The organism is Budvicia aquatica DSM 5075 = ATCC 35567, from assembly GCF_000427805.1.
GTDB lineage: Bacteria > Pseudomonadota > Gammaproteobacteria > Enterobacterales > Enterobacteriaceae > Budvicia > Budvicia aquatica.
The window spans coordinates 1-21,613 of sequence record NZ_ATYS01000031.1 but is presented as its reverse complement, the minus strand read 5'-3'; the positions used below and the strand labels follow the sequence as shown (position 1 = coordinate 21,613).

Sequence of the window (21,613 nt, the reverse complement as noted above, 5' to 3'; positions counted from 1 at the left end):
AGCGATATTTATGCCGTTACTTGATCCAAAGCGTGTCATAGTAACGGCAAAATAGGCTGCTATTGCCAGAGCAGGTGAGTCACGCAGGATGCACAGAATTAAGATTAAATTTATGAGGTCTACTGATGACAGATAAGGGCAAAGACGGTTCAGGAAAGCTGCTGTACTGCACTTTCTGTGGAAAAAGCCAGCACGAAGTTCGCAAATTGATCGCTGGGCCGTCAGTGTATATCTGCGACGAATGTGTCGACTTATGTAACGATATTATTCGCGAAGAGATTAAAGAACTGGTGCCGCACAAAGATCGTAGTGCGCTACCAACACCGCATGAAATTCGTCACCACCTGGATGACTATGTTATTGGTCAGGAACAGGCAAAGAAAGTTTTAGCCGTAGCGGTTTATAACCACTATAAGCGCCTACGCAGTGCTGGTAACAGCAACAGCGTGGAATTGGCTAAAAGTAATATCTTATTGATAGGCCCGACCGGTAGCGGTAAAACGCTGTTGGCTGAAACATTGGCCCGTCTGCTAGATGTTCCTTTCACTATGGCTGATGCCACCACGCTGACCGAAGCGGGTTATGTGGGTGAGGACGTCGAAAATATTATTCAGAAACTGCTGCAAAAATGTGATTACGACGTTGAGAAAGCGCAGCGGGGCATCGTATATATTGATGAAATCGATAAGATCTCACGTAAGTCAGATAATCCATCGATTACTCGTGACGTTTCAGGCGAGGGCGTACAACAGGCACTGCTGAAACTGATTGAGGGTACCATTGCCGCAGTTCCTCCTCAGGGCGGACGCAAACACCCGCAGCAGGAGTTTTTGCAGGTTGATACCTCAAAAATTCTGTTTATCTGTGGTGGTGCTTTTGCCGGTCTGGATAAGGTCATTGCACAGCGGGTTGAAACCGGTACCGGTATTGGTTTCGGCGCAACGGTGAAGAAATCTTCTGATAAAGCAACTGAAGGTGAATTGTTCAGACAGGTTGAGCCTGAGGATTTGATCAAGTTTGGTCTGATCCCTGAGTTTATCGGTCGTTTACCGGTAGTCGCTACGTTAGGCGAACTGGATGAGCAAGCCTTGATTCAGATTCTGAATGAGCCTAAAAATGCGCTGACTAAACAGTATCAGGCATTGTTTAATCTCGAAAACGTTGAGCTTGAGTTCCGTGATGAGGCTTTAGTCGCAATAGCGAAGAAAGCCATGTCCCGTAAGACAGGTGCTCGTGGCTTACGCTCTATCGTTGAAGCCGCATTGCTTAATACCATGTACGAAATTCCTTCAATGGAAAACGTTGAGAAAGTGGTAATTGATGCATCGGTGATTGAATCTAATTCAGAACCTCTGTTGATTTACGGAAAACCGGAAGCTCAGGCCTCTGGCGAATAGTAAAGTACCTTTGTAGCCCCTTTCCGGGGCTACAAATATAGCCTTCCCGCATTTGATCATTTCCCGGCAGAAACCTCAGAGAAATAAAATCTATCGTGATGCAACAGAGTGCAGAAGCAATGGGTAACCGGCTTTCATTTTCGGTTGGTCGTGTCTATTTTTCCTAGCTTTAATTGAATATAACTAACCAGATAGTCATTTTTACATATTGATTTTATTTATTTTTATCCTATTCTATACCATAGATAAGACGCTTGATCGGTCCCGATCTCGGTGGATAACAGGCGGGAGAGCAGACACTATTTGAAGGTGTTTCAACTATCCTGATTTTTTATCTAAATCTACCGTTGAATGTCATTTAATTGTCCCCATATACTCTTCTATGTATTACGTTAATGGCGTATCCCTTTTCCGTTGATGTTTTTAATGGAAACAAACAAAGAGAGAGCTCTATGAATGCTGAGCGTTCCGAACGCATTGAAATCCCGGCACTGCCATTACGAGATGTAGTGGTTTATCCGCACATGGTTATCCCATTATTTGTGGGTAGGGAGAAATCGATTCGCTGTCTTGAAGCCGCTATGGATCAGGACAAAAAAGTTCTTATGGTTGCGCAGAAAGACGCCACTATGGATGAGCCGGGCGTTAACGATCTATTTTCTGTGGGCACAGTAGCCTCTATTTTACAGATGCTGAAATTACCAGACGGTACGGTAAAAGTACTGGTCGAAGGGATTCAACGTGCGCGCATTACCACGCTGGCTGATAACGGAGAGCATTTCTCCGCACAGGCTGAATATTTAGCAAGCACCAGTATTGATGAACAAGAACAAGAAGTGATGATTCGGACGGCGGTCAATCAGTTTGATGGTTACATCAAGCTGAATAAAAAGATCCCGCCGGAAGTCCTGACTTCGTTAAACGGTATTGAAGATCCGGCTCGACTGGCCGACACCATCGCTGCTCATATGTCGCTTAAATTAAGCGATAAGCAGACCGTTTTGGAAATGACAGATGTCGGAGAGCGTCTGGAATTTCTGATGGCTATGATGGAATCTGAAATTGATCTGTTACAGGTGGAAAAACGCATCCGTAACCGCGTCAAAAAGCAGATGGAAAAAAGCCAGCGTGAGTATTATCTGAATGAGCAAATGAAAGCTATTCAGAAAGAGCTGGGTGAAATGGATGATGCGCCTGATGAGAATGAAACTCTGAAGCGTAAAATCGAAGCGGCTAAGATGCCAAAAGAAGCGCGGGAAAAAACCGAAGCTGAGCTGCAAAAGTTAAAAATGATGTCACCGATGTCCGCTGAGGCAACCGTGGTACGTGGCTATATTGACTGGATGCTTCAGGTTCCATGGAACGCCCGTAGTAAAGTCAAAAAGGACCTGAATAAAGCGCAGGAAATTCTAGACACCGACCATTACGGTCTTGACCGGGTCAAAGATCGCATCCTTGAGTATCTGGCAGTTCAAAGCCGGGTAAGCAAAATTAAAGGACCTATCTTATGCTTAGTCGGGCCTCCGGGCGTGGGTAAGACATCTTTAGGTCAGTCAATTGCCAACGCGACCGGACGTAAATATGTACGTATGGCATTAGGCGGCGTTCGTGATGAAGCCGAAATTCGTGGTCATCGCCGGACTTATATCGGTTCAATGCCGGGCAAACTGATCCAGAAAATGGCTAAAGTCGGGGTTAAAAACCCACTCTTCCTACTGGATGAAATTGATAAAATGTCTTCGGACATGCGTGGCGACCCGGCATCTGCACTGCTAGAAGTGCTGGATCCGGAACAAAACGTGGCATTTAACGACCACTATTTAGAAGTGGACTATGACCTGTCAGACGTCATGTTTGTGGCAACATCAAACTCGATGAATATTCCTGCGCCGTTACTGGACCGTATGGAAGTAATTCGTTTGTCAGGCTATACCGAAGATGAAAAGTTAAACATTGCTAAGCAGCATTTACTGCCGAAACAGCTTGAGCGTAATGCTTTGAAAAAGGGTGAGTTAACCCTTGATGATTCGGCGATAGTGTCGATGATTCGTTACTACACCCGCGAAGCTGGCGTACGTAGTCTGGAACGTGAAATATCTAAAGTTTGCCGTAAAGCCGTGAAAACACTGTTGATGAATAAGAGCGTTAAGCATATCACCGTTAATGGCGATAACTTGAAAGAGTTCTTAGGCGTTCAACGCTTTGATTATGGCCGTGCGGACAACGAAAACCGTATCGGGCAGGTCACCGGTCTTGCATGGACCGAAGTCGGTGGTGATTTACTGACTATCGAAACGGCCTGTGTTCCGGGTAAAGGTAAGCTGACTTATACCGGTTCTCTGGGTGAAGTTATGCAAGAGTCGATTCAGGCTGCGTTAACCGTCGTTCGCGCCAGAGCGGAAAAGTTAGGTATTAACGCTGACTTTTACGAAAAGCGTGATATTCATGTGCACGTGCCAGAAGGTGCAACGCCGAAAGACGGGCCAAGTGCCGGTACTGCGATGTGTACCGCGCTGGTGTCTTGTCTGACGGGGAATCCGGTTCGTGCCGACGTTGCCATGACCGGTGAAATTACCTTACGTGGACACGTGCTTCCAATCGGTGGCTTGAAAGAGAAATTGTTGGCCGCTCATCGCGGTGGAATCAAAACTGTTCTGATTCCTTTTGAGAATAAACGTGATTTGGAAGATATTCCGGACAACATTATTGCTGATTTGGATATCCATCCGGTTGAGCGAATTGAGGAAGTATTAGCCCTTGCGCTGGTTAATCCACCTCTTGGAGCCCAACCTGTAAGTCCAAAACAGTGACAGACAGCAAATATTCTAGATAAAAATGGTACTGGCAAGAGCATTCTCTCTTGCCAGTTTTTTTATGTGCCGTTAAATTAGTGCGTCGGCATGACTTGCTATGACAGGTCTTGCTTTGATATAACAGCAGTGGCGTCGTATCCCTATCGATGATCAGGGACGACAATTTATCGTAAAGGGGATTCCATAGTGAATAAGTCACAATTGATCGACCAAATTGCTGCGGGTGCAGATATTTCTAAGGCTGCAGCTGGCCGTTCATTAGATGCAATTATTGAAGCTGTAACTGAAGCGCTGAAAAGCGGAGATCAGGTTGCTTTAGTTGGTTTTGGTTCATTTGTTGTTCGTGAGCGTGCTGCACGTACTGGCCGTAATCCACAAACTGGCAAAGAAATCAAAATCGCAGCAGCAAAAGTTCCTGCCTTCCGTGCTGGTAAAGCACTGAAAGACGCAGTTAACTAAGTTTTTGTCGGTTATTGCTTCATTGCGCCTATTATTTTTAGCGCTAAAGCATTACCTAATGGCAATGAACTGATAGAATATAAGCGTATCATTAAGATGCGCTTTTTTTATGCCTTTTTTTGAAGGTGATTATAAACCCAATAACCATGACTTATGCAAAACAATGCATAGGTAAGAATGCAAACCTGCCGGTGTTTTCACCTGCTTAATGGTTTCATGGTTTAGCCTATTACAGCGGAGTGTTGTCACCCTATGATGGACAATCTACGCGCGGCCGCTAATAACGTCGTGCTTAAAGTTCTCCTTGCCTTGATTATGTTGTCGTTTGTATTAACCGGCGTTGGTAGCTATATGGGGAGTGATTCCCAGCAGTATGCCGCCGAAGTTAACGGGCAAGAGATCGGTCGTGCGAATTTCGAACAGGCCTTAGCCGGTGAACGTGGTCGCTTACAGCAACAGTTAGGTGAGCAATTCTCCCAGTTAGCTTCTAACGAAGGCTATATGAAGCAACTGCGTCAGCAAGTATTGAATCGTATGATTAATGACACTCTACTCGATCAATATGCGACAAAGATTGGTCTGATGATCAGTGATGACCAGGTTAAACTGGCTATCCAATCGTCACCAGAGTTTCAGACCGACGGTAAGTTTGATAACGATAAATACCTTAGCCTGTTAAACCGTTTTCAGTATCAGCCTGCGCAATATGCTGAATTGATGCGTAAGCAGCTTCTGACTCAACAACTGTTAGAAGGCTATTCAGGTACTAACTTTGCACTGCCTTCTGAAGCTCAGTCGGTTATTGCTCTGATTGACCAAAAGCGTGATATACGCACGGCCAACATTGATATGAAAGCGCTGGCAGCTCAAAAAGATGCTGAGCCGACAGAGCAAGAAATTAAAGATTTTTATGAGCAGAATAAGAGCCGGTTTACCGCTCCTGAAAGCGTAAAAATTAATTATATCGAAGTAGATGCTGCATCGCTGAATGACGGTATTAAAGTCACCGACGAAGAAATCGCAGAGTTCTATACCCAGAACAAACCGATGTACATGCAAAAGCCTCGCTTCAACTACAGCATTATTGTGTTGGAAAACGAAAATGATGCTAAGGCTGTTTTAGCACAGTTAAACAGCGGCGCTAATTTTGCTGATGTCGCTAAACAGAAATCGATTGAGAAAGATTCTGCGGCTAAAGGCGGCGAACTTGGGTGGCTTGAAGCCAGCGCAGTAACTGATGATATTGCTAAAGCTAAGCTGACTGAGAAAGGCCAAATTTCAGGCATTATTCCTTCTGACTTAGGTTACTTAATTGTTCGTCTGAATGATTCTCAGCCAGAGCAACAGCGCCCGCTGGCAGATGTTAAAGCTGAAATTGCACAAAACTTACTGCAGGATAAATCATATAACCAATATGAAGACCTGCAGACCAAGTTGATCGATGGTGCTGCGAGCAACAAACTGTCACTGGAAGATGCTGAAAAGGCTTCTGGCCTGAAAGCCGTTCAGAGTGATTGGTTTACCCGTGATTCTATTCCTCAAGAGTTGTCCTATCCTGAAATCGCTCAAGAAATCTTTGGCGGTAGCCTGTTCGGCGTTAACGGAGCTCCGGGACCAAACTCTGATGTAATTACCGTTGATGGCGATCGTGCTTTTGTTCTGCGTATTGCAGAGCATCGTCCGGAAGCGATTAAGCCATTTGAGCAAGTATCTGCTGATATTGCCGGGTTACTGAAGCGTCAGAAAGTACTGAAAATGGCCCGTGAGCAGGCTGATAAGCTACTGGCTGCATTAAACACCGATAAGGCTGATGAGGCGCTTAAAGCCGCTAACGTTAAGTTTGGTGATAAGCAAGTCATTACCCGTCGTTCAGATGATGCCCAATTGACTGACAGCGTGTTTGCCTTAGCGCCACCAAAGGACGGCAAGCCAACTTACGGCGTATCAATGAATAAAGATGACGAAGTTGTTTTAGTGGCACTTGACGCCGTTCAGGCCGGAGTCCTTCCTGGTGAAGAGGCTAAAGCCTTTAGCGATGAGTTAGTGAAGCAAACCAGCGGTGTTATTCTGGATTCACTGGTGAGCAATCTTCGTCAGCAGGCAAAAATTAAGATGGGCGATATCGGTGATGCACAGTAGGTAAAATGTGCAGTAGGCTTCGCAAATTTTTGTAATAGCTAACAATATCAAAAGGCCACCTGTGTGGCCTTTTGCATATCTGGAATATCCTAATTGTTGCTGTGCGATGACATCGGCAGTGTATGGGCTCTGTGACCAACAGGCACAGTTAACTTTTAAAAGGATGCCCGTATGAAAAAATCATCTTCTCTCTTTATTCATTTATTACTCTCCAGCGCACTGTTGATTCCGGCTATCAGCCACTCGGCTCCGGCCAAATCGACGGCTAAAGAATCTGCTTCGCCGACCAGTGTGATGATGCAAGAACAGAACGAATCACAAGAATCTCAGGTAAGTTTAAATCAGGCTACGGCAGAGCAACTGGCCGAGGTCATGGAGGGTATCGGACTGAAAAAGGCGCAGAATATTATTGGCTATCGGGAAAAGAATGGTCCGTTTGCTTCAATCGAACAGCTTCAGGAAGTTCCCGGTATCGGGATTGCCACCGTGGAGCGTAATCTATCCCGGCTGAAGCTTTAGTCGTGAGCTGAACGAACCGCATACTTCACCGAACGGTATCGTATGCGGTACATAGACGAGATTAATCAGGTTTGACCGATCCCAACATTAGCTTAGTATTCAAACTGCCCATAATGGCTTGTTTATTGTCTAAATAGCGGCTGAGTCCGTTAGCTCTTAAATGGCAGGACGGGCATTCACCACAGCCATCGCCCTTGATGCCGTTATAGCAAGTCAAAGTTTGGTGACGAATGAGATCTAGTTGGCTGTAATAGTCAGCCAGAGCCCATGTTTCTGCTTTATCCAGCCACATTAGCGGCGTTTCAAAACGAATATCATAGGCCATCCCTAAGGAGACTGCATGATTGAGGGATTTAACAAATTCGTCCCTACAATCCGGATAACCAGAAAAGTCGGTTTCGCAAACGCCGGTAATGACGGCTTCGGCTTTAATTTGATAGGCGTAAATAGCGGACAGTGTCAGAAATAATATATTTCTACCGGGAACAAAGGTACTCGGAATATCGTCACCGCTGGTTTTAGGAACCGGAATATTGTCACGCGTCAGGCTACTGATAGCCAATTCATTTAATAACCCGACGTCCATTACTTTATGAGCGCTAGCGCCCAAAGTGATAGCTAAATCTCTGGCGACATCGATTTCAGCCTGATGGCGTTGACCATAATCAAAAGTAACACAGTGTACTTCGTCATATTGTTTAAGGGCTTGAATAAGGCAGGTTGTTGAATCCTGTCCGCCGCTAAAAACAACTACTGCACGTTTCATCTCAACTCCGTAATTTTCGATATTAGTCTAATTTTTTGCTGCAATAGCAGAAGATGATATTTCTTCAGATATAATGAGCCGCTACAACCTGATGCGCTATTTAAAAAAGGCCGGGGCCTTTTGTCCTGCAACTCGAATGATTTTGGGTGTATACCAGTACATTATTTTTAATTTGATTGTGTTGCATAGTCAGGCTGATAACATGGCAAGCTTGAGCACAAAGGGATCCCAAGGTCTGCAAAGTTGCAAATTCTAACCAGAACCATAGGGCGGCTATGATGCCATGTTTTACGATGGATAGTCTCAATAATATGAAACCACCGGTGTTCTGCCGGAATGCATAAGAGAAAAATAACGTGAAAATTGTGGCTGATGAAAATATGCCCTATGCCAAAACTTTGTTTGGGCGACTAGGGGATGTGCGTTTAGTTGCCGGTCGGCAATTAGACAGTGGTACGCTGGCAGATGCCGACGCCCTAATGGTACGTTCGGTAACTAAGGTTAATCAGGCACTACTGGCGGGCTCTCATGTCAGTTTCGTCGGCACCGCTACCGCAGGTACTGACCATGTTGATGACCAATGGTTGAAGCAGCAGGGGATTGGCTTTTCTGGCGCTCCGGGTTGTAATGCGATTGCGGTGGTTGAGTATGTGTTTTCTGCATTATTAATGCTGGCTGAGCGGGATCGCTTTGAACTAAGAGATAAAACCGTAGGAATTGTTGGTGTCGGCAATGTGGGGTCACGTCTGAATGCTCGATTAAAGGCATTGGGTGTGAATACGTTATTATGCGATCCGCCAAGAGCGCGTATCGACAGTAATGAAACCTTCTGGCCGTTAGAAAAGCTGGTTAAAGAGGCCGATGTTTTAACCTTTCACACGCCACTTTATCGTGACGGGCAGGATAAAACCTATCATATGGTTGATGCTGAATTATTAGCCGCATTGCCAGAGGGGCGAATTCTGATTAATGCTTCCCGAGGCCCGGTTGTCGATAATGTCGCGTTATTACAGGCTCTGGAACAGGGTAAGCGACTCAGTACTATTTTAGACGTATGGGAGCCAGAGCCCGAGTTACTTTTACCGCTATTAGCTCGGGTTGATATTGGCACTCCTCATATTGCTGGTTACTCGCTGGAAGGCAAAGCGCGCGGAACCACACAAATTTATCACGCCCTCAGCCAGCATCTCGGACGGCCTGAAAGCGTTGAGCTTTCTTCATTACTGCCTGAGGCGGAGTTTAGCCGAATCCTATTTAAAGGCGAGCTGGATGAGAGCAGACTCAAACGATTGATCCATCTGGTGTATGATGTGCGCCGTGATGATGCTCCATTAAGAGCCGTCGGTGGTCAGCCGGGTGAGTTTGATCGTTTACGCAAAGACTATGTTGAACGCCGGGAGTGGTCTTCTTTGACTGTCAAATGCGATAACGCTGATAGCCAAATATTACTGCAACAGCTTGGCTTTAGTACCAAACTTATATAATTCAGCACAATAGGGTTCGTGGTTATATCACGGCGCTTTTCTCTGTTTGAAAAACAGCAGATAATTTCGCTCCAGAACGATTGATTGTTATTTTTTCGGAGAGTTTAGCATGACTGATGGTTGGCAAATTGCCGTACTTGGTGCCACCGGAGCAGTAGGGGAAGCGCTGCTCGAATTATTGGAAGAGCGTAATTTTCCGGTAGGAGAACTTTATCTTTTAGCCAGCGAACGTAGCGCCGGCGAAACCATTCGTTATAACGGTAAAAGTATTATTGTTCAAAATGCCGCCCAGTTTGACTGGTCACAGGCTCAGTTGGCCTTTTTTGTTGCCGGTCCTCAGGCGGCTAATTTGTACGCTGAAGAGGCTGCGGGTAATGGCTGTTTAGTGATTGATAACAGCGGTCTGTTTTCACTTGAACCTGATGTACCGCTAGTGGTACCTAGTGTAAATCCGCAGGCTCTGGCTGAATATCGCAACCGTAATATTGTTGCCGTAGCCGATAGTTTAACCAGCCAGCTTTTAACCGCGATTAAACCACTTTCTGACCTGGCCGATTTGGCTCGTTTACAGGTTACCGTGATGTTAGCGGCATCTGCTCACGGTAAAGCTGCCGTCGACGATTTAGCCGGACAAAGTGCACGCTTACTCAATGGGTTACCGGTTGAAGAAGGCTTCTTCCAAAAGCAGCTCGCATTTAATTTATTACCGCTCTTGCCTGATACTGAAGGCAGCGTAAAAGAAGAGCGTCGATTAGTTGATGAAGCTCGAAAAGTATTACAGGATAGTGGATTACCTATTTCAGTTTCTTGTATTCAGTCTCCTGTTTTCTATGGCAATGCCCAGATTGTTCATTTGGAAGGCCTGCGCCCGTTATCAGCACAAGAAGCGGCCGAAGCCTTAGACAATGCGCCTGATATTCAAATTAGCGAAAGCGATGATTATCCGACTCAGGTGGGTGATGCCACAGGCAATCCGCATCTGAGCATTGGCTGTCTGCGTACTGACTACGGAATTCCTGAGCTTATTCAGTTCTGGTCAGTTGCTGATAACGTCCGCTTTGGCGGCGCGTTAATGGCCGTTGAAACGGCAGAGTTGATGATCCAGGAGTATATGTACTAATGTCCGCCGACGGCAAAATCAAGATTGCGCTTGGCATTGAGTATGATGGTAGCCGTTACTATGGCTGGCAACGCCAGCAAGAGGTTGCCAGCGTTCAGGGGCATCTGGAACAGGCTTTGACTCAGGTGGCTAATGAACCTATCAGCGTTTCCTGTGCCGGCAGAACCGATGCCGGCGTTCACGCTACCGGGCAGGTTGTTCATTTTGAGACTCAGGCGATGCGTAAAGAGGTCGCCTGGACGATGGGGGTAAATGCTAACTTACCTTCAGATATTGCCGTGCGTTGGGTAACTGAGGTGAATAGTGAGTTTCACGCTCGCTTTAGTGCCACCGCTCGTCGATATCGCTACGTGATTTATAATCATCGTTTTCGGCCGGCAATATTAAGCCATGGTGTGACTCACTTTCATTTGCCTTTGGATGAAGCGCGTATGCATCGGGCAGGTCAGAGCCTATTAGGGGAAAATGATTTTACCTCTTTTCGCGCGGTACAGTGCCAGTCGCGTACACCTTGGCGCAATGTGAAACATTTAAAAGTAACCCGTCAGGGTAATTATGTTGTGGTGGATATTAAGGCCAATGCCTTTGTTCATCATATGGTACGAAATATTGTCGGCAGCCTGCTAGAGATTGGCTGTGGCAATCAAAATGAAAACTGGATGGCAGAATTGCTGGCGGCGAAAGATCGCAAACTGGCCGCTGCTACAGGAAAGGCCGAAGGGCTATACTTAGTTTCAGTGGATTACCCGGACCATTTTAATTTGCCTGAAGTCTCTTTAGGTCCGCTATTCTTAGATAACAACCTTTGTGGATGATTGATAACCTCCTATGGAATACATCACTTTCTTAATCGACTTCATTCTTCATATTGATGTGCATCTGGCACAGATTTTTGCGGATTACGGTATTTGGGTATATGCCATTCTGTTCCTGATTTTATTTTGCGAAACCGGGCTGGTAGTAACACCATTTTTACCGGGTGATTCACTGTTATTCGTTGCGGGGGCGTTATCAGCCTTACCAACTAACGATATTAATGTTCACCTGATGATTGTGCTGATGTTAATTGCCGCTATTTTAGGCGATGCCGTCAACTATACGATTGGCCGGGTTTTTGGCGAGAGCCTGTTTAAAAATCCGGATTCAAAGATCTTCCGTAAGAGCTATCTCGATAAAACTCACCAGTTTTATGAGAAACACGGTGGTAAAACGATTATTTTGGCCCGTTTTGTGCCTATCGTTCGGACATTTGCACCTTTTGTTGCCGGTATGGGCCATATGAGCTATCGTCGTTTTGCTGCTTATAATGTTATCGGTGCTTTTCTGTGGGTGTTACTCTTTACCTATGCAGGATATATTTTTGGCGACTTGAAGATCGTACAAGATAATTTAAAATTACTGATAGTGGCGATTATTATTATCTCTATTCTTCCCGGCGTTATTGAGGTTTTACGCCATAGACGAGCAGCTGCAAAAAATAAAAATACTCGATAATTCAATGTATTAATTTTTATGGGTGCGAGAATAAAGGGGACTGATAAGTTTTTAGTCCACTCTCTCGGGCCAATATGGTTTAATGGGCGGCTTATCCGTGTAAGACACTGATTGTCGCAACGGGTAGATATCCGTCTGAATAACAGACCAGCATTATGCTAGGTTCAAACAGAAAGGTCATCAATGAGCTGGATTGAACGAATTTTAAGTAAAAGTAGCGCACCGACGCGTAGAGCCAACATCCCTGAAGGTGTTTGGACTAAGTGTGACAGCTGTGGACAGGTACTTTACCGTGCCGAGTTAGATCGCAATTTGGACGTTTGCCCTAAGTGCGATCACCATATGCGTATGACCGCCCGCGTGCGTTTACATAGCTTCCTTGATAAAGGAAGTGAAGTTGAGCTGGGTAGCGAGCTTGAGCCAAAAGATCTGCTTAAGTTTAAAGACTCTAAAAAATATAAAGACCGTCTGTCTGCTGCACAGAAAGAAACGGGTGAAAAAGACGCGTTAGTGGTAATGAAAGGTACTCTGTATGGAATGCCTATTGTTGTTGCTTCGTTTGAGTTTTCATTTATGGGCGGTTCAATGGCATCGGTTGTCGGTGCGCGCTTCGTTCGTGGCGTAGAACAAGCATTGGAAGACGGTTGTCCTCTGGTGTGCTTCTCTGCCAGCGGCGGTGCCCGTATGCAAGAAGCCCTGTTTTCTTTAATGCAGATGGCAAAAACCAGTGCTGCATTAGCGAAAATGCAAGAGCGCGGCCTGCCTTATATTTCAGTGCTTACCGATCCGACTATGGGCGGTGTATCTGCCAGTTTAGCGATGTTAGGTGATATTAACGTTGCTGAACCTAAAGCGCTGATTGGTTTTGCCGGTCCGCGCGTTATTGAACAAACGGTGCGTGAAAAATTACCGCCGGGCTTCCAGCGTAGTGAGTTTCTGATTGAAAAAGGCGCGATTGATATGATCGTTCGTCGTCCGGAAATGCGCTTACGGTTAGCCAGTGTTTTAGCAAAATTAACCAATCAACCGCAGCCGCATGAGGCACATGAAGTGGAGCAGGTTCAACCTGAATCACCTTCAGAAGATGCAGAGCATGCCTGATTAGTTAACAGCTAATGATAAACGCACAGCCCGCTGGTATTTTATTACCAGCGGGCTGCAAAAAATGAAACCGTAGCTAAGTGAACGGGAATCATGAAAGATCTGGATATACCCCAAGCCACGTCGCCTCTTGCCTCGTGGCTTTACTATCTTGAGCATCTGCACAGCAAAGCGATTGAGTTAGGCTTAGATCGCGTTCGTTCTGTGGCAGACAGCCTTGGGTTGCTCAAACCCGCCCCCTATGTATTCACCGTTGCCGGTACTAATGGTAAGGGCACAACGTGCCGTACGCTTGAAACCATTCTAATAGCTCAGGGCTATCGCGTTGGCGTCTACAGCTCCCCGCATCTGATTCGTTATACAGAAAGAGTCAGAATTCAGGGGCAAGAGCTGCCTGAGCAGCTGCATACCCAAGCTTTTTCCCTGATAGAAACCGGCCGCAAAGACATTTCTTTAACTTACTTCGAATACAGTACATTGTCGGCGCTTCAGCTGTTTAAACAGTCTGGCTTAGACGTGGTTATTTTAGAGGTTGGTTTAGGCGGGCGTCTGGATGCGACAAATATTGTCGATGCCGACGTAGCGGTAGTGACCAGCATAGCGCTGGATCATACTGACTGGCTGGGCAGCGATCGGGAAAGCATCGGGCGTGAAAAGGCGGGCATTTTCCGTTCAAATAAACCGGCAGTTGTCGGAGAGCCTGATATGCCATCGACTATTGGTGATGTGGCTAACGGGCTGAATTCACCGCTTTATCGACGCGGCTATGAATGGTCATTTGAGCTAAATTTACCGGCATCCGAATGGTGCTGGAAGTCGGATAATCAAACGATTACTGGATTACCGTTGCCAAACGTTCCGTTGGCCAATGCAGCAACGGCTCTGGCTGCTTTACACTATTCTTCACTTCAAGTTAGTGAACAGGCCATTCACCAGGGGCTGTTGCAGGCATCATTACCGGGGCGTTTTCAAACCGTAGGTGAAAACCCGCTACGAATTTTAGACGTTGCCCATAACCCGCACGCCGCAGGCTATCTGGCGGAACGTCTTGCTGCGTTACCCGATCTGGGGGGGAAGGTCTATGCCGTCGTTGGCATGCTTTCAGATAAAGATATCGAAGGTACCCTGGCCCTGCTTAAACCGCTGGTTGACGCTTGGTACTGTGCCCCTCTTGAAGGGCCGCGCGGCGCTACGGCTGAGCAATTGGCGCAGTATTTACCTGAATCCCGATGTTTCCCTGACGTAAAGCGCGCCTGGCAGCAGGCCTTGCTGGATGCGAATACGCAGGATGTGATAATCGTTTGTGGTTCATTCCATACCGTTGCGCATGTTATGGAAGCGCTGGAGTCATTCACAGGAGAACAGTGTGGCTAGTCAATTTCAAAATAGGCTGATTGGAGCGGTGGTTATTGTCGCCGTTGGCGTGATTGTCCTTCCCAGCCTGTTTGATGGTAAGAAAAAGCATTACGAAGAGGAGTTCGCCTCTATTCCTTTAGTTCCTAAGGAAGGCGACGATCAAAATACCGATATTTTACCAACGGTAAATCATTCTTTGTCTGCTGATAACGATGCTCCCGAAGCCGCTTCAAATGGTCAGGCTGGTGCAAATTCAGCACAACGGCCGACAAGCGTTGAACCTCCTCCGTTGGTTCCATCTGCAACGGCAGGAAATAACCAGCCGGAGGCCAACCCTGAGCCACAACCGCCAACTAAGCCTGTCGATCCCAAACCGATAGAATCAAAGCCGGTAGAGGTTAAGCCAAAGACCGCTGAGAATAAGCCACAGACTAAACCGGTTGACGTTAAGCCCGTTGAAACTAAACCCGTTGAAGCCAAACCAAGCAAGCCTGTTGAAGCTGAAAAACCACCGGTAGGGCAGGCCTATATTGTTCAGCTTGGTGCATTGAAAAATGCAGATAAAGTGAACGAAATTGTCGCCACTTTAAGGCTGTCCGGTTATCGGGTCTATACGGTTCCGGCAACGCCGGTTCAGGGAAAAGTCACCCGATTAGTAGTCGGACCGGATACATCAAAACAAAAACTTGAAGCTGCCTTGCCTGAGTTGAAACAACTCACCGGCTTGAATGGACAAGTTAAAGCATATAGCACCGTACGGTAACGTTTGCTTAAGGCGTAATTCCACTACGCAAACGTTTTCTTTTTCTGATAGAATGCGCTGCAAATCAGACGGCGTAGCATTTATATAGGCTGATTTTATGAAGTATCATGATATGAATACATGGATGTGTGTATGTTGATGTGGGTTGATTATGTGATTATCGGCGTGATTGCTTTCTCTTCGCTGGTAAGCCTGATTCGCGGATTTGTCCGTGAAGCCCTGTCGCTGGTAACCTGGATAGCAGCCTTTTTTATTGCCAGCCAGTTTTATCCATATCTGACCCTGTACTTCACGCAGTTCGAAGACGAGTTGGTTCGTAACGGAATTGCGATTGCCGCGCTATTTATTGCTACGCTGATTGTGGGTGCTATTGTTAACTATGTGATTGGCTCTTTGGTTAAACACACCGGACTTTCCGGTACTGACCGCGTTCTGGGCATCTGTTTTGGTGCGCTGCGTGGGGTATTGATTGTTGCTGCTATGTTGTTTTTCCTCGACTCATTTACATCGTTCTCGCAGACAACAGACTGGAAGCAGTCTCAGTTAATCCCGCAATTTAGTCATATCATCAAGTGGTTTTTTGACTACTTGCAGAGCACTTCGAGTTTCTTGCCGCATTCCCTGCAATAGACACAGTCGTCAGGTGGGAGGGCGGTGATACTGATGAGGAAAAGACAGCATGTGCGGTATTGTCGGTATTGTTGGTTTTACACCTGTTAACCAATCCATTTATGATGCTCTCACGGTGCTACAGCACCGTGGACAAGATGCCGCAGGCATTGTCACTATTGATGCGAACAACTGCTTTCGGCTAAGAAAAGCCAACGGACTGGTCAAAGATGTGTTCGAAATGCGGCATATGCAGCGGCTTCAGGGCAATATGGGGATTGGCCACGTCCGCTACCCTACAGCGGGTGGTTCTACGGCATCTGAAGCTCAGCCTTTCTATGTTAACTCTCCATATGGAATTACGCTGGCTCATAACGGCAACCTGACTAATGCCCATGAGTTAAAAAAGAAAATTTTTGAAGTCGCCCGCCGCCATATCAATACCACTTCTGATTCCGAAGTTTTACTGAACATTCTGGCCAGTGAGTTGGATAATTTCCGCCACTATCCTTTGAAACCAGACGACGTTTTTACTTCAGTCCGTAACACCCATAAATTAATTCGTGGAGCCTATGCCTGCGTTGCGATGATTATTGGTCACGGTATGCTGGCATTTCGCGATCCTAACGGCATTCGACCGCTGGTCATTGGTAAACGCACATTAGACGATGGCCGTATTGAGCATATGGTTGCCTCTGAGAGCGTTGCGCTTGATACCTTAGGGTTCGACTTTATGCGTGACGTGGAGCCGGGAGAGGCCGTCTACGTGACAGAACAAGGGCAAATGTTTACCCAGCAGTGTGCCGATAACCCTAAAAATCATCCTTGCCTGTTTGAATATGTCTATTTTGCTCGCCCTGATTCGTTTATGAATAAGATCTCGGTCTATAGCGCTCGGGTTCGTATGGGGAAAACCTTGGGTGAAAAGATTGCCCGTGAATGGGATGATTTAGACATCGATGTGGTGATCCCAATTCCTGAAACCTCCTGTGATATAGCCTTAGAGATCGCCCGAATTTTAGATAAGCCTTATCGTCAGGGATTTGTGAAAAACCGGTATGTTGGCCGTACATTTATCATGCCGGGGCAGCAGGCCCGTCGGCAGTCGGTGCGGCGTAAACTCAATGCTAATCGTGCCGAATTTCGCGATAAGTGCGTTTTGTTGGTTGATGATTCAATTGTACGCGGGACAACGTCTGAGCAGATCGTTGAAATGGCTCGTGAAGCAGGCGCGAAGAAAGTCTATTTGGCCTCTGCTGCGCCTGAAGTCCGTTTTCCTAATGTTTATGGCATCGATATGCCCAGCGCCAATGAACTCATTGCCCACGGACGAGAAGTAGACGAAATAGCCAAAATCATCGGAGCCGATGCTTTAATATTTCAGGACTTAGGCGATTTAATAGACGCCGTCCGTGATGATAATCAGGACATTCAACAGTTTGAATGTTCAGTATTCGATGGCATTTATGTCACCAAGGATATCGATCAGAACTATCTGGATTATTTAGATTCATTACGTAATGATGACGTTAAAGCAGATATCGATCATCATAACGCAGAAAACTTAGAATTATATAACGAAGGGTGATTATATAACTCCCATTCTATTTTTAGGTTAAATAACGCTCTTTTAATATTATAAAAAATAAAACGCATCTTAATATTAAGATGCGTTTTTTTATTCTATATTTCATGCCTATAACGCATTAGTTTTATTTAAAAATAAGAGGTTTTAACTCTTTTGTGTGAGTGGCTATTTTTTATGCCATTCTAAGTCAATACTTCAATGAAATCATAATTTATATTTATTAATCAAATAGATGTAATCATTTTCCGTGTTTTTTACTTACTCTGCAACACATGCTAGAATGCTTTTAAATTGAATGTGACGATCGATACAAGTTGTTTGATAGATTATGTTTATCAAATGATGTTAATCGATCGTTATTAACAATTTATTAAAAAATCGATAGTGATCTACTATTGTCGCTGTATATAGGACGATTTTGTTTATGGATGATAATTCCCTTTGTGTGGTTTTAAGCAGTCCATAAGTAGATTTCTATCGATTTATTGGACTTGAGCATAGGGAATTGTATCTGTGAATAAAATCTATCGAATTATTTGGAACAACGTGTTAGGAACTTGGACTGTTACTTCTGAGTTAGGACGTGGAAAAGTTAAAAGTTCTACAAATAAGACGCTGGCAGGAATAGGACTTGGATTGTCGCTATTATCCGCCTCCGCATTTTCATCACCTCATTGTGACACTACGGCATTAACCTGTGATTTGACCAGTTCGTGGGATTTCGTTTTCGCCAATAGCGGTGCGGAAACCATGTTCGTCAATGATGGTAAAAATTATACCGTCAGCGGACCTTCAATTTTTAATGACAATACCAGTTCCGGCAGGATACTGATGACCGCTGATGACGCCATAGATCAAGGCTATATCACCAATACGACGGAAAAATCGAACGGTAAACCGTTAATCGCTTTTGGCAATAAAGATAACACGGCTGTGGTAACTGACCCGCAGTCCGGCGTGACCTCAACGGTCAATATGTATCACTCAGATAAAATCACACAAAGCCTCAGAAACCCTGTGGTTAACGTTATCGATCTCTCGGTTACTTCCGCTCCCTATTATTATCAAGCCGGCTTCGTAAAGGTAACTAACGGTGAAGCAACTATCAACGTTGTTGCCCCCAGAATTAGCGCCAGCTTTAAGGATACTCAGTTAGCTTCTGCGGTGAGTACGACCACTGATGCAAAAGTGATTTGGGCATCTGACAATATTGTTGCTCAGGGCGCTAATGTCACCAGTGCAACTCAAGAAACTGCCCAAACCTCATACTATATTTATGCCAATTCAATAACCGCATTTGATGGCTCAACTATCGAGATTAAAGATTTAGCCGGATTAAGAAATTATAACAATTGGCTAATCGAACAGGTCAAGGGCAGAAAACTGGCAGGTACAGCGTACGATAGCCAATTGGCCAAAGCGTATACCGTTAGAAATGTGACCTATCTTGTTAACCCAGTCCCTGTTGGTACTGTCGTTAACGATCCGATTTTAACTGCCGACGTGGGTGTTTTTGCGCCACTTCATGCCAGCGGCAGCAAAGCGACAGCCGTATTGACCGGCTCATTAACTGGTACGGTGAATCACAACAGTAATGAAGGCATCAGTATGGTGATGCTGGAAAATGGCAGTACCGGTATTAACCAAGGTAGGATAAGCAGTTGGGGTTTCGGCTATGGCGTGATTGTTAAAAGTGGCAGTACCTTTATCAATCAGGGATTAATCAACAATAATGACAGTCCGGTTATTACCTACTTAAGCAGAGTCAACGGTCAGAACAGCCATTACATTAATGATACTCAGGGAATCATTAATTTATCACCGGGCGGGAGCTTCACGATAGACTCAAGCTACGGTTTTTTCCTTTTCAATGGTGGAAAGGTCACTAATAAGGGAATTATCAACCTTTCTGATGCCGATCGTGTTAATCCGGGCCGTGTATTTGGTATTTTTGCTAACAGCGGTACCTTTGATAATCAAGGTTTAATGACCTTAGGCTTAAAGGCTGACGGAACGGCGGTCAATACCTCGGTTGAATCACAAATTGTCAATCTGGCAAGCACCGGCGGTGCCAATACCAATAGTGGTCAAATGATACTGGGTGAAAAAGCTCAGGGCTCTACGGCTGTGCGAATATCTCATGTCGGTAATGCTAACTTTACCAACAGCGGCACTATCGATATTTTAGGTGAGAAGTCAGAAACGGCGGCATCAAATATCGGTATTTCCGCCACCGGTAAAACCTACGGCATCAATAATAGCGGAACCATCAATGTAAAAGGCACCAATAACATTGGCCTGCATGTATATAATGGCGCGCAAGCATCCTCTTCCGGGGATATTAACGTTGTCGGTAAACAAACTGCCAATAAGCTCAATAACTTTGGCGTGTGGGTGGAGAGTTTAGGTTCTATCACCACCGTTTCCGGTACGGTGAATGTAACCGGTGATAATGCGATTGCCATTCATGCAAAGAATCAAGGTCAGATAAATCTTACCGGCAATGGACGAGTGACTTTCGCCGATGGTGAAAACCAGATTGGCTATTACATTTATGGTGCCGGTTCTAAAATCAATAACACCAGTAGCGGTGCCCAAGACGTTACCACTAAAAATTCTACGCTGATGCGCCTTGACGGCGGCGCGACCTTTACCGGATCTTCTGCATCCACCTCGACCATGTCGGCCTCCGGCGATAACTCCACGGTTATTGTGGCGACCGGTACCGGCACCCAGGTTGATTCGGGCGGTATGACGGTCAATGTGAACGGTAAAAACGCTACCGGCTTCCTGATTGAAGGCGGGGCGACCGGTAATATTGGCAGCACTGCTACCATAAAACTCTCCGGCGAAGGGGCGATTGCCGGCATTGCCGACGGGCAGGGCNATGACCTGACCGGTGCNGAAAANANNATGACCGAGGCGGAGAAAAAAGCCACCTCGCTGACCGCCGGNGCNAANCTNAACTCATCGCTTAACGGCGTNGTNGGCTATATTGCCCGCAATTTAGCAACCTTAACNAACTCNGGTANNATNNNNTTTAGCGGNGATAACACCACCGGTATTCAGGTGGAAGAAGGGGCGGTTGGCGTAAACAGCGGCAATATCACCTTAGACGGTCAAGGCTCGGTGGGGCTCAAAGCCTCGGCCAGCACCCTTGAAACCCAATTGAGTTCTACCGGCAACCTGACCTTAAACGGNAACTGGNACGGGGCGGATGATGCCACCCGGACCACTGGTGTGTTAGCNGACGGCAGNCAGGTCNCNGTNACNATCGGTGATGGNNTCANTGCNGCGGCNGTNAATCTGAACGGCGCAGGAACGGTGGGCGTTCATGCTACTGCAGGCAGTACCGTCACGCTGAATGATAAAGTTGCGGTGAACTTTGACAGCAATAACGCCGACCAGATTGCCTTCTGGGTTGATGGAAACGGCTCTCAGATTATTACCGATGCCGGCACTACCGAGACGCAGGTCAACGGCGACGGGGCCACCTTATTCTATGTCACTGACACCGCAACGCTGGGCGGCGCACTGAACCTGAATCTGTCAGGTAAAGCGGGTAGCGATAAAATCACCTCTGGCATTCGGGTAAGCGGTGTTGGCTCATTGGCGACGCTGGCCACCGGCAGCCTGTTGACTATCGGCACTAATGCTACCGGTGTACTGGCAGAGAACGCCGGTAAAGCGGTGATTGAAAACGGCGCGGCCTTTAATATCAGCGGCGATAAGGCGATTGTCGGTAAAGCCAGCGGTGAGCATAGCCTGGTGGAAAATAAAGCCACGGTAACCTCCGGCAACGGCAGCAGCGGCTCCACGGCCTTTTTGGCCGAGAACGGCGGCGAGATTGATAACCAAGGCACCATCAACTTATCTTTAGGCGCTGACCATACGGCCATCAGCCTGAACAACGGCCACCTGGTGAATAGCGGGAATATTCAGGCTAACGGTACCGCCATTCATATCAAAGGCAGCGACAGTACCATTACCAACGCCAAAACCATT

At 46.2% G+C, this 21,613-nt stretch carries 16 protein-coding genes; 15 read left to right on the top strand and 1 reads right to left on the bottom strand.

The window, feature by feature from the left end; translation table 11 throughout:
* Positions 1-125: 125 nt before the first annotated feature.
* The 5 genes from clpX to YWE_RS0113170 all read left to right on the top strand — a co-directional run bounded on the left by clpX (position 126) and on the right by YWE_RS0113170 (position 7,327).
* Complete coding sequence (gene clpX / locus YWE_RS0113190; RefSeq protein WP_029094966.1) at positions 126-1,397, top strand: ATP-dependent protease ATP-binding subunit ClpX; 1,272 nt, start codon at positions 126-128, stop codon at positions 1,395-1,397.
* Positions 1,398-1,849: 452 nt separating this feature from the next.
* A complete protein-coding gene (gene lon / locus YWE_RS0113185; RefSeq protein WP_029094965.1) occupies positions 1,850-4,207 on the top strand; it encodes an endopeptidase La in 2,358 nt (785 codons plus the stop codon).
* A 189-nt stretch (positions 4,208-4,396) separates the two neighbouring features.
* Entirely contained in the window at positions 4,397-4,669 is a 273-nt protein-coding gene (gene hupB, locus YWE_RS0113180) for a nucleoid-associated protein HU-beta (RefSeq protein WP_029094964.1), read from the top strand.
* A 252-nt stretch (positions 4,670-4,921) separates the two neighbouring features.
* Positions 4,922-6,808 carry a peptidylprolyl isomerase gene (ppiD, locus tag YWE_RS0113175; RefSeq protein ID WP_029094963.1) on the top strand — a complete coding sequence of 629 codons (1,887 nt, stop codon included), beginning with the start codon at positions 4,922-4,924 and terminating at the stop codon, positions 6,806-6,808.
* 171 nt (positions 6,809-6,979) lie between these two features.
* A complete protein-coding gene (locus tag YWE_RS0113170) occupies positions 6,980-7,327 on the top strand; it encodes a ComEA family DNA-binding protein (RefSeq protein WP_029094962.1) in 348 nt (115 codons plus the stop codon).
* Between the two features lie 61 nt (positions 7,328-7,388).
* On the opposite strand, the gene queC is transcribed toward YWE_RS0113170, so the two are convergent.
* The gene (queC, locus tag YWE_RS0113165) at positions 7,389-8,093 is read right to left on the bottom strand and encodes a 7-cyano-7-deazaguanine synthase QueC (RefSeq protein WP_029094961.1); all 705 of its coding nucleotides are present in this window, start codon (positions 8,091-8,093) and stop codon (positions 7,389-7,391) included.
* Positions 8,094-8,449: 356 nt separating this feature from the next.
* Between queC and pdxB the strand changes: the two genes are divergently transcribed.
* The 10 genes from pdxB to YWE_RS0113115 form a co-directional block, all read left to right on the top strand.
* Positions 8,450-9,577, top strand: coding sequence for a 4-phosphoerythronate dehydrogenase PdxB (pdxB, locus tag YWE_RS0113160; RefSeq protein WP_029094960.1), 1,128 nt, complete (start codon positions 8,450-8,452; stop codon positions 9,575-9,577).
* 109 nt (positions 9,578-9,686) lie between these two features.
* Positions 9,687-10,697 carry an aspartate-semialdehyde dehydrogenase gene (locus tag YWE_RS0113155; RefSeq protein WP_029094959.1) on the top strand — a complete coding sequence of 337 codons (1,011 nt, stop codon included), beginning with the start codon at positions 9,687-9,689 and terminating at the stop codon, positions 10,695-10,697.
* Positions 10,697-11,512 (top strand): tRNA pseudouridine(38-40) synthase TruA, encoded by an 816-nt coding sequence (gene truA, locus YWE_RS0113150; RefSeq protein ID WP_029094958.1) that lies wholly within the window; start codon positions 10,697-10,699, stop codon positions 11,510-11,512. The genes YWE_RS0113155 and truA overlap by 1 nt, the downstream gene beginning before the upstream one ends.
* Positions 11,513-11,525: 13 nt before the next feature.
* Positions 11,526-12,191, top strand: a complete 666-nt coding sequence (locus YWE_RS0113145; RefSeq protein ID WP_029094957.1) for a DedA family protein — start codon at positions 11,526-11,528, stop codon at positions 12,189-12,191.
* Positions 12,192-12,374: 183 nt separating this feature from the next.
* Positions 12,375-13,292 carry an acetyl-CoA carboxylase, carboxyltransferase subunit beta gene (accD, locus tag YWE_RS0113140; protein WP_029094956.1) on the top strand — a complete coding sequence of 306 codons (918 nt, stop codon included), beginning with the start codon at positions 12,375-12,377 and terminating at the stop codon, positions 13,290-13,292.
* A 93-nt stretch (positions 13,293-13,385) separates the two neighbouring features.
* Complete coding sequence (gene folC, locus YWE_RS0113135) at positions 13,386-14,666, top strand: bifunctional tetrahydrofolate synthase/dihydrofolate synthase (protein WP_029094955.1); 1,281 nt, start codon at positions 13,386-13,388, stop codon at positions 14,664-14,666.
* Positions 14,659-15,411 (top strand): cell division protein DedD, encoded by a 753-nt coding sequence (dedD, locus tag YWE_RS0113130; protein ID WP_029094954.1) that lies wholly within the window; start codon positions 14,659-14,661, stop codon positions 15,409-15,411. Before folC ends, dedD begins: the two co-directional genes overlap by 8 nt.
* A 135-nt stretch (positions 15,412-15,546) precedes the next feature.
* Entirely contained in the window at positions 15,547-16,041 is a 495-nt protein-coding gene (gene cvpA / locus YWE_RS0113125; protein WP_029094953.1) for a colicin V production protein, read from the top strand.
* A gap of 49 nt (positions 16,042-16,090) precedes the next feature.
* On the top strand, positions 16,091-17,608 hold the full coding sequence (gene purF / locus YWE_RS0113120; RefSeq protein WP_029094952.1) for an amidophosphoribosyltransferase: 1,518 nt from the start codon (positions 16,091-16,093) through the stop codon (positions 17,606-17,608).
* A 513-nt stretch (positions 17,609-18,121) separates the two neighbouring features.
* The coding region (locus YWE_RS0113115; RefSeq protein ID WP_029094951.1) for a beta strand repeat-containing protein at positions 18,122-21,613 on the top strand (3,492 nt) is incomplete at its 3' end.

Coding starts and splice junctions, on each gene's coding strand:
- purF (WP_029094952.1), top strand. CDS start 16,091: ATGTGCGGTATTGTCGGTATTGTTGGTTTTACACCTGTTAACCAATCC.
- YWE_RS0113155 (WP_029094959.1), top strand. CDS start 9,687: ATGACTGATGGTTGGCAAATTGCCGTACTTGGTGCCACCGGAGCAGTA.
- YWE_RS0113170 (WP_029094962.1), top strand. CDS start 6,980: ATGAAAAAATCATCTTCTCTCTTTATTCATTTATTACTCTCCAGCGCA.
- lon (WP_029094965.1), top strand. CDS start 1,850: ATGAATGCTGAGCGTTCCGAACGCATTGAAATCCCGGCACTGCCATTA.
- accD (WP_029094956.1), top strand. CDS start 12,375: ATGAGCTGGATTGAACGAATTTTAAGTAAAAGTAGCGCACCGACGCGT.
- queC (WP_029094961.1), bottom strand. CDS start 8,093: ATGAAACGTGCAGTAGTTGTTTTTAGCGGCGGACAGGATTCAACAACC.
- folC (WP_029094955.1), top strand. CDS start 13,386: ATGAAAGATCTGGATATACCCCAAGCCACGTCGCCTCTTGCCTCGTGG.
- ppiD (WP_029094963.1), top strand. CDS start 4,922: ATGATGGACAATCTACGCGCGGCCGCTAATAACGTCGTGCTTAAAGTT.
- clpX (WP_029094966.1), top strand. CDS start 126: ATGACAGATAAGGGCAAAGACGGTTCAGGAAAGCTGCTGTACTGCACT.
- YWE_RS0113145 (WP_029094957.1), top strand. CDS start 11,526: ATGGAATACATCACTTTCTTAATCGACTTCATTCTTCATATTGATGTG.
- truA (WP_029094958.1), top strand. CDS start 10,697: ATGTCCGCCGACGGCAAAATCAAGATTGCGCTTGGCATTGAGTATGAT.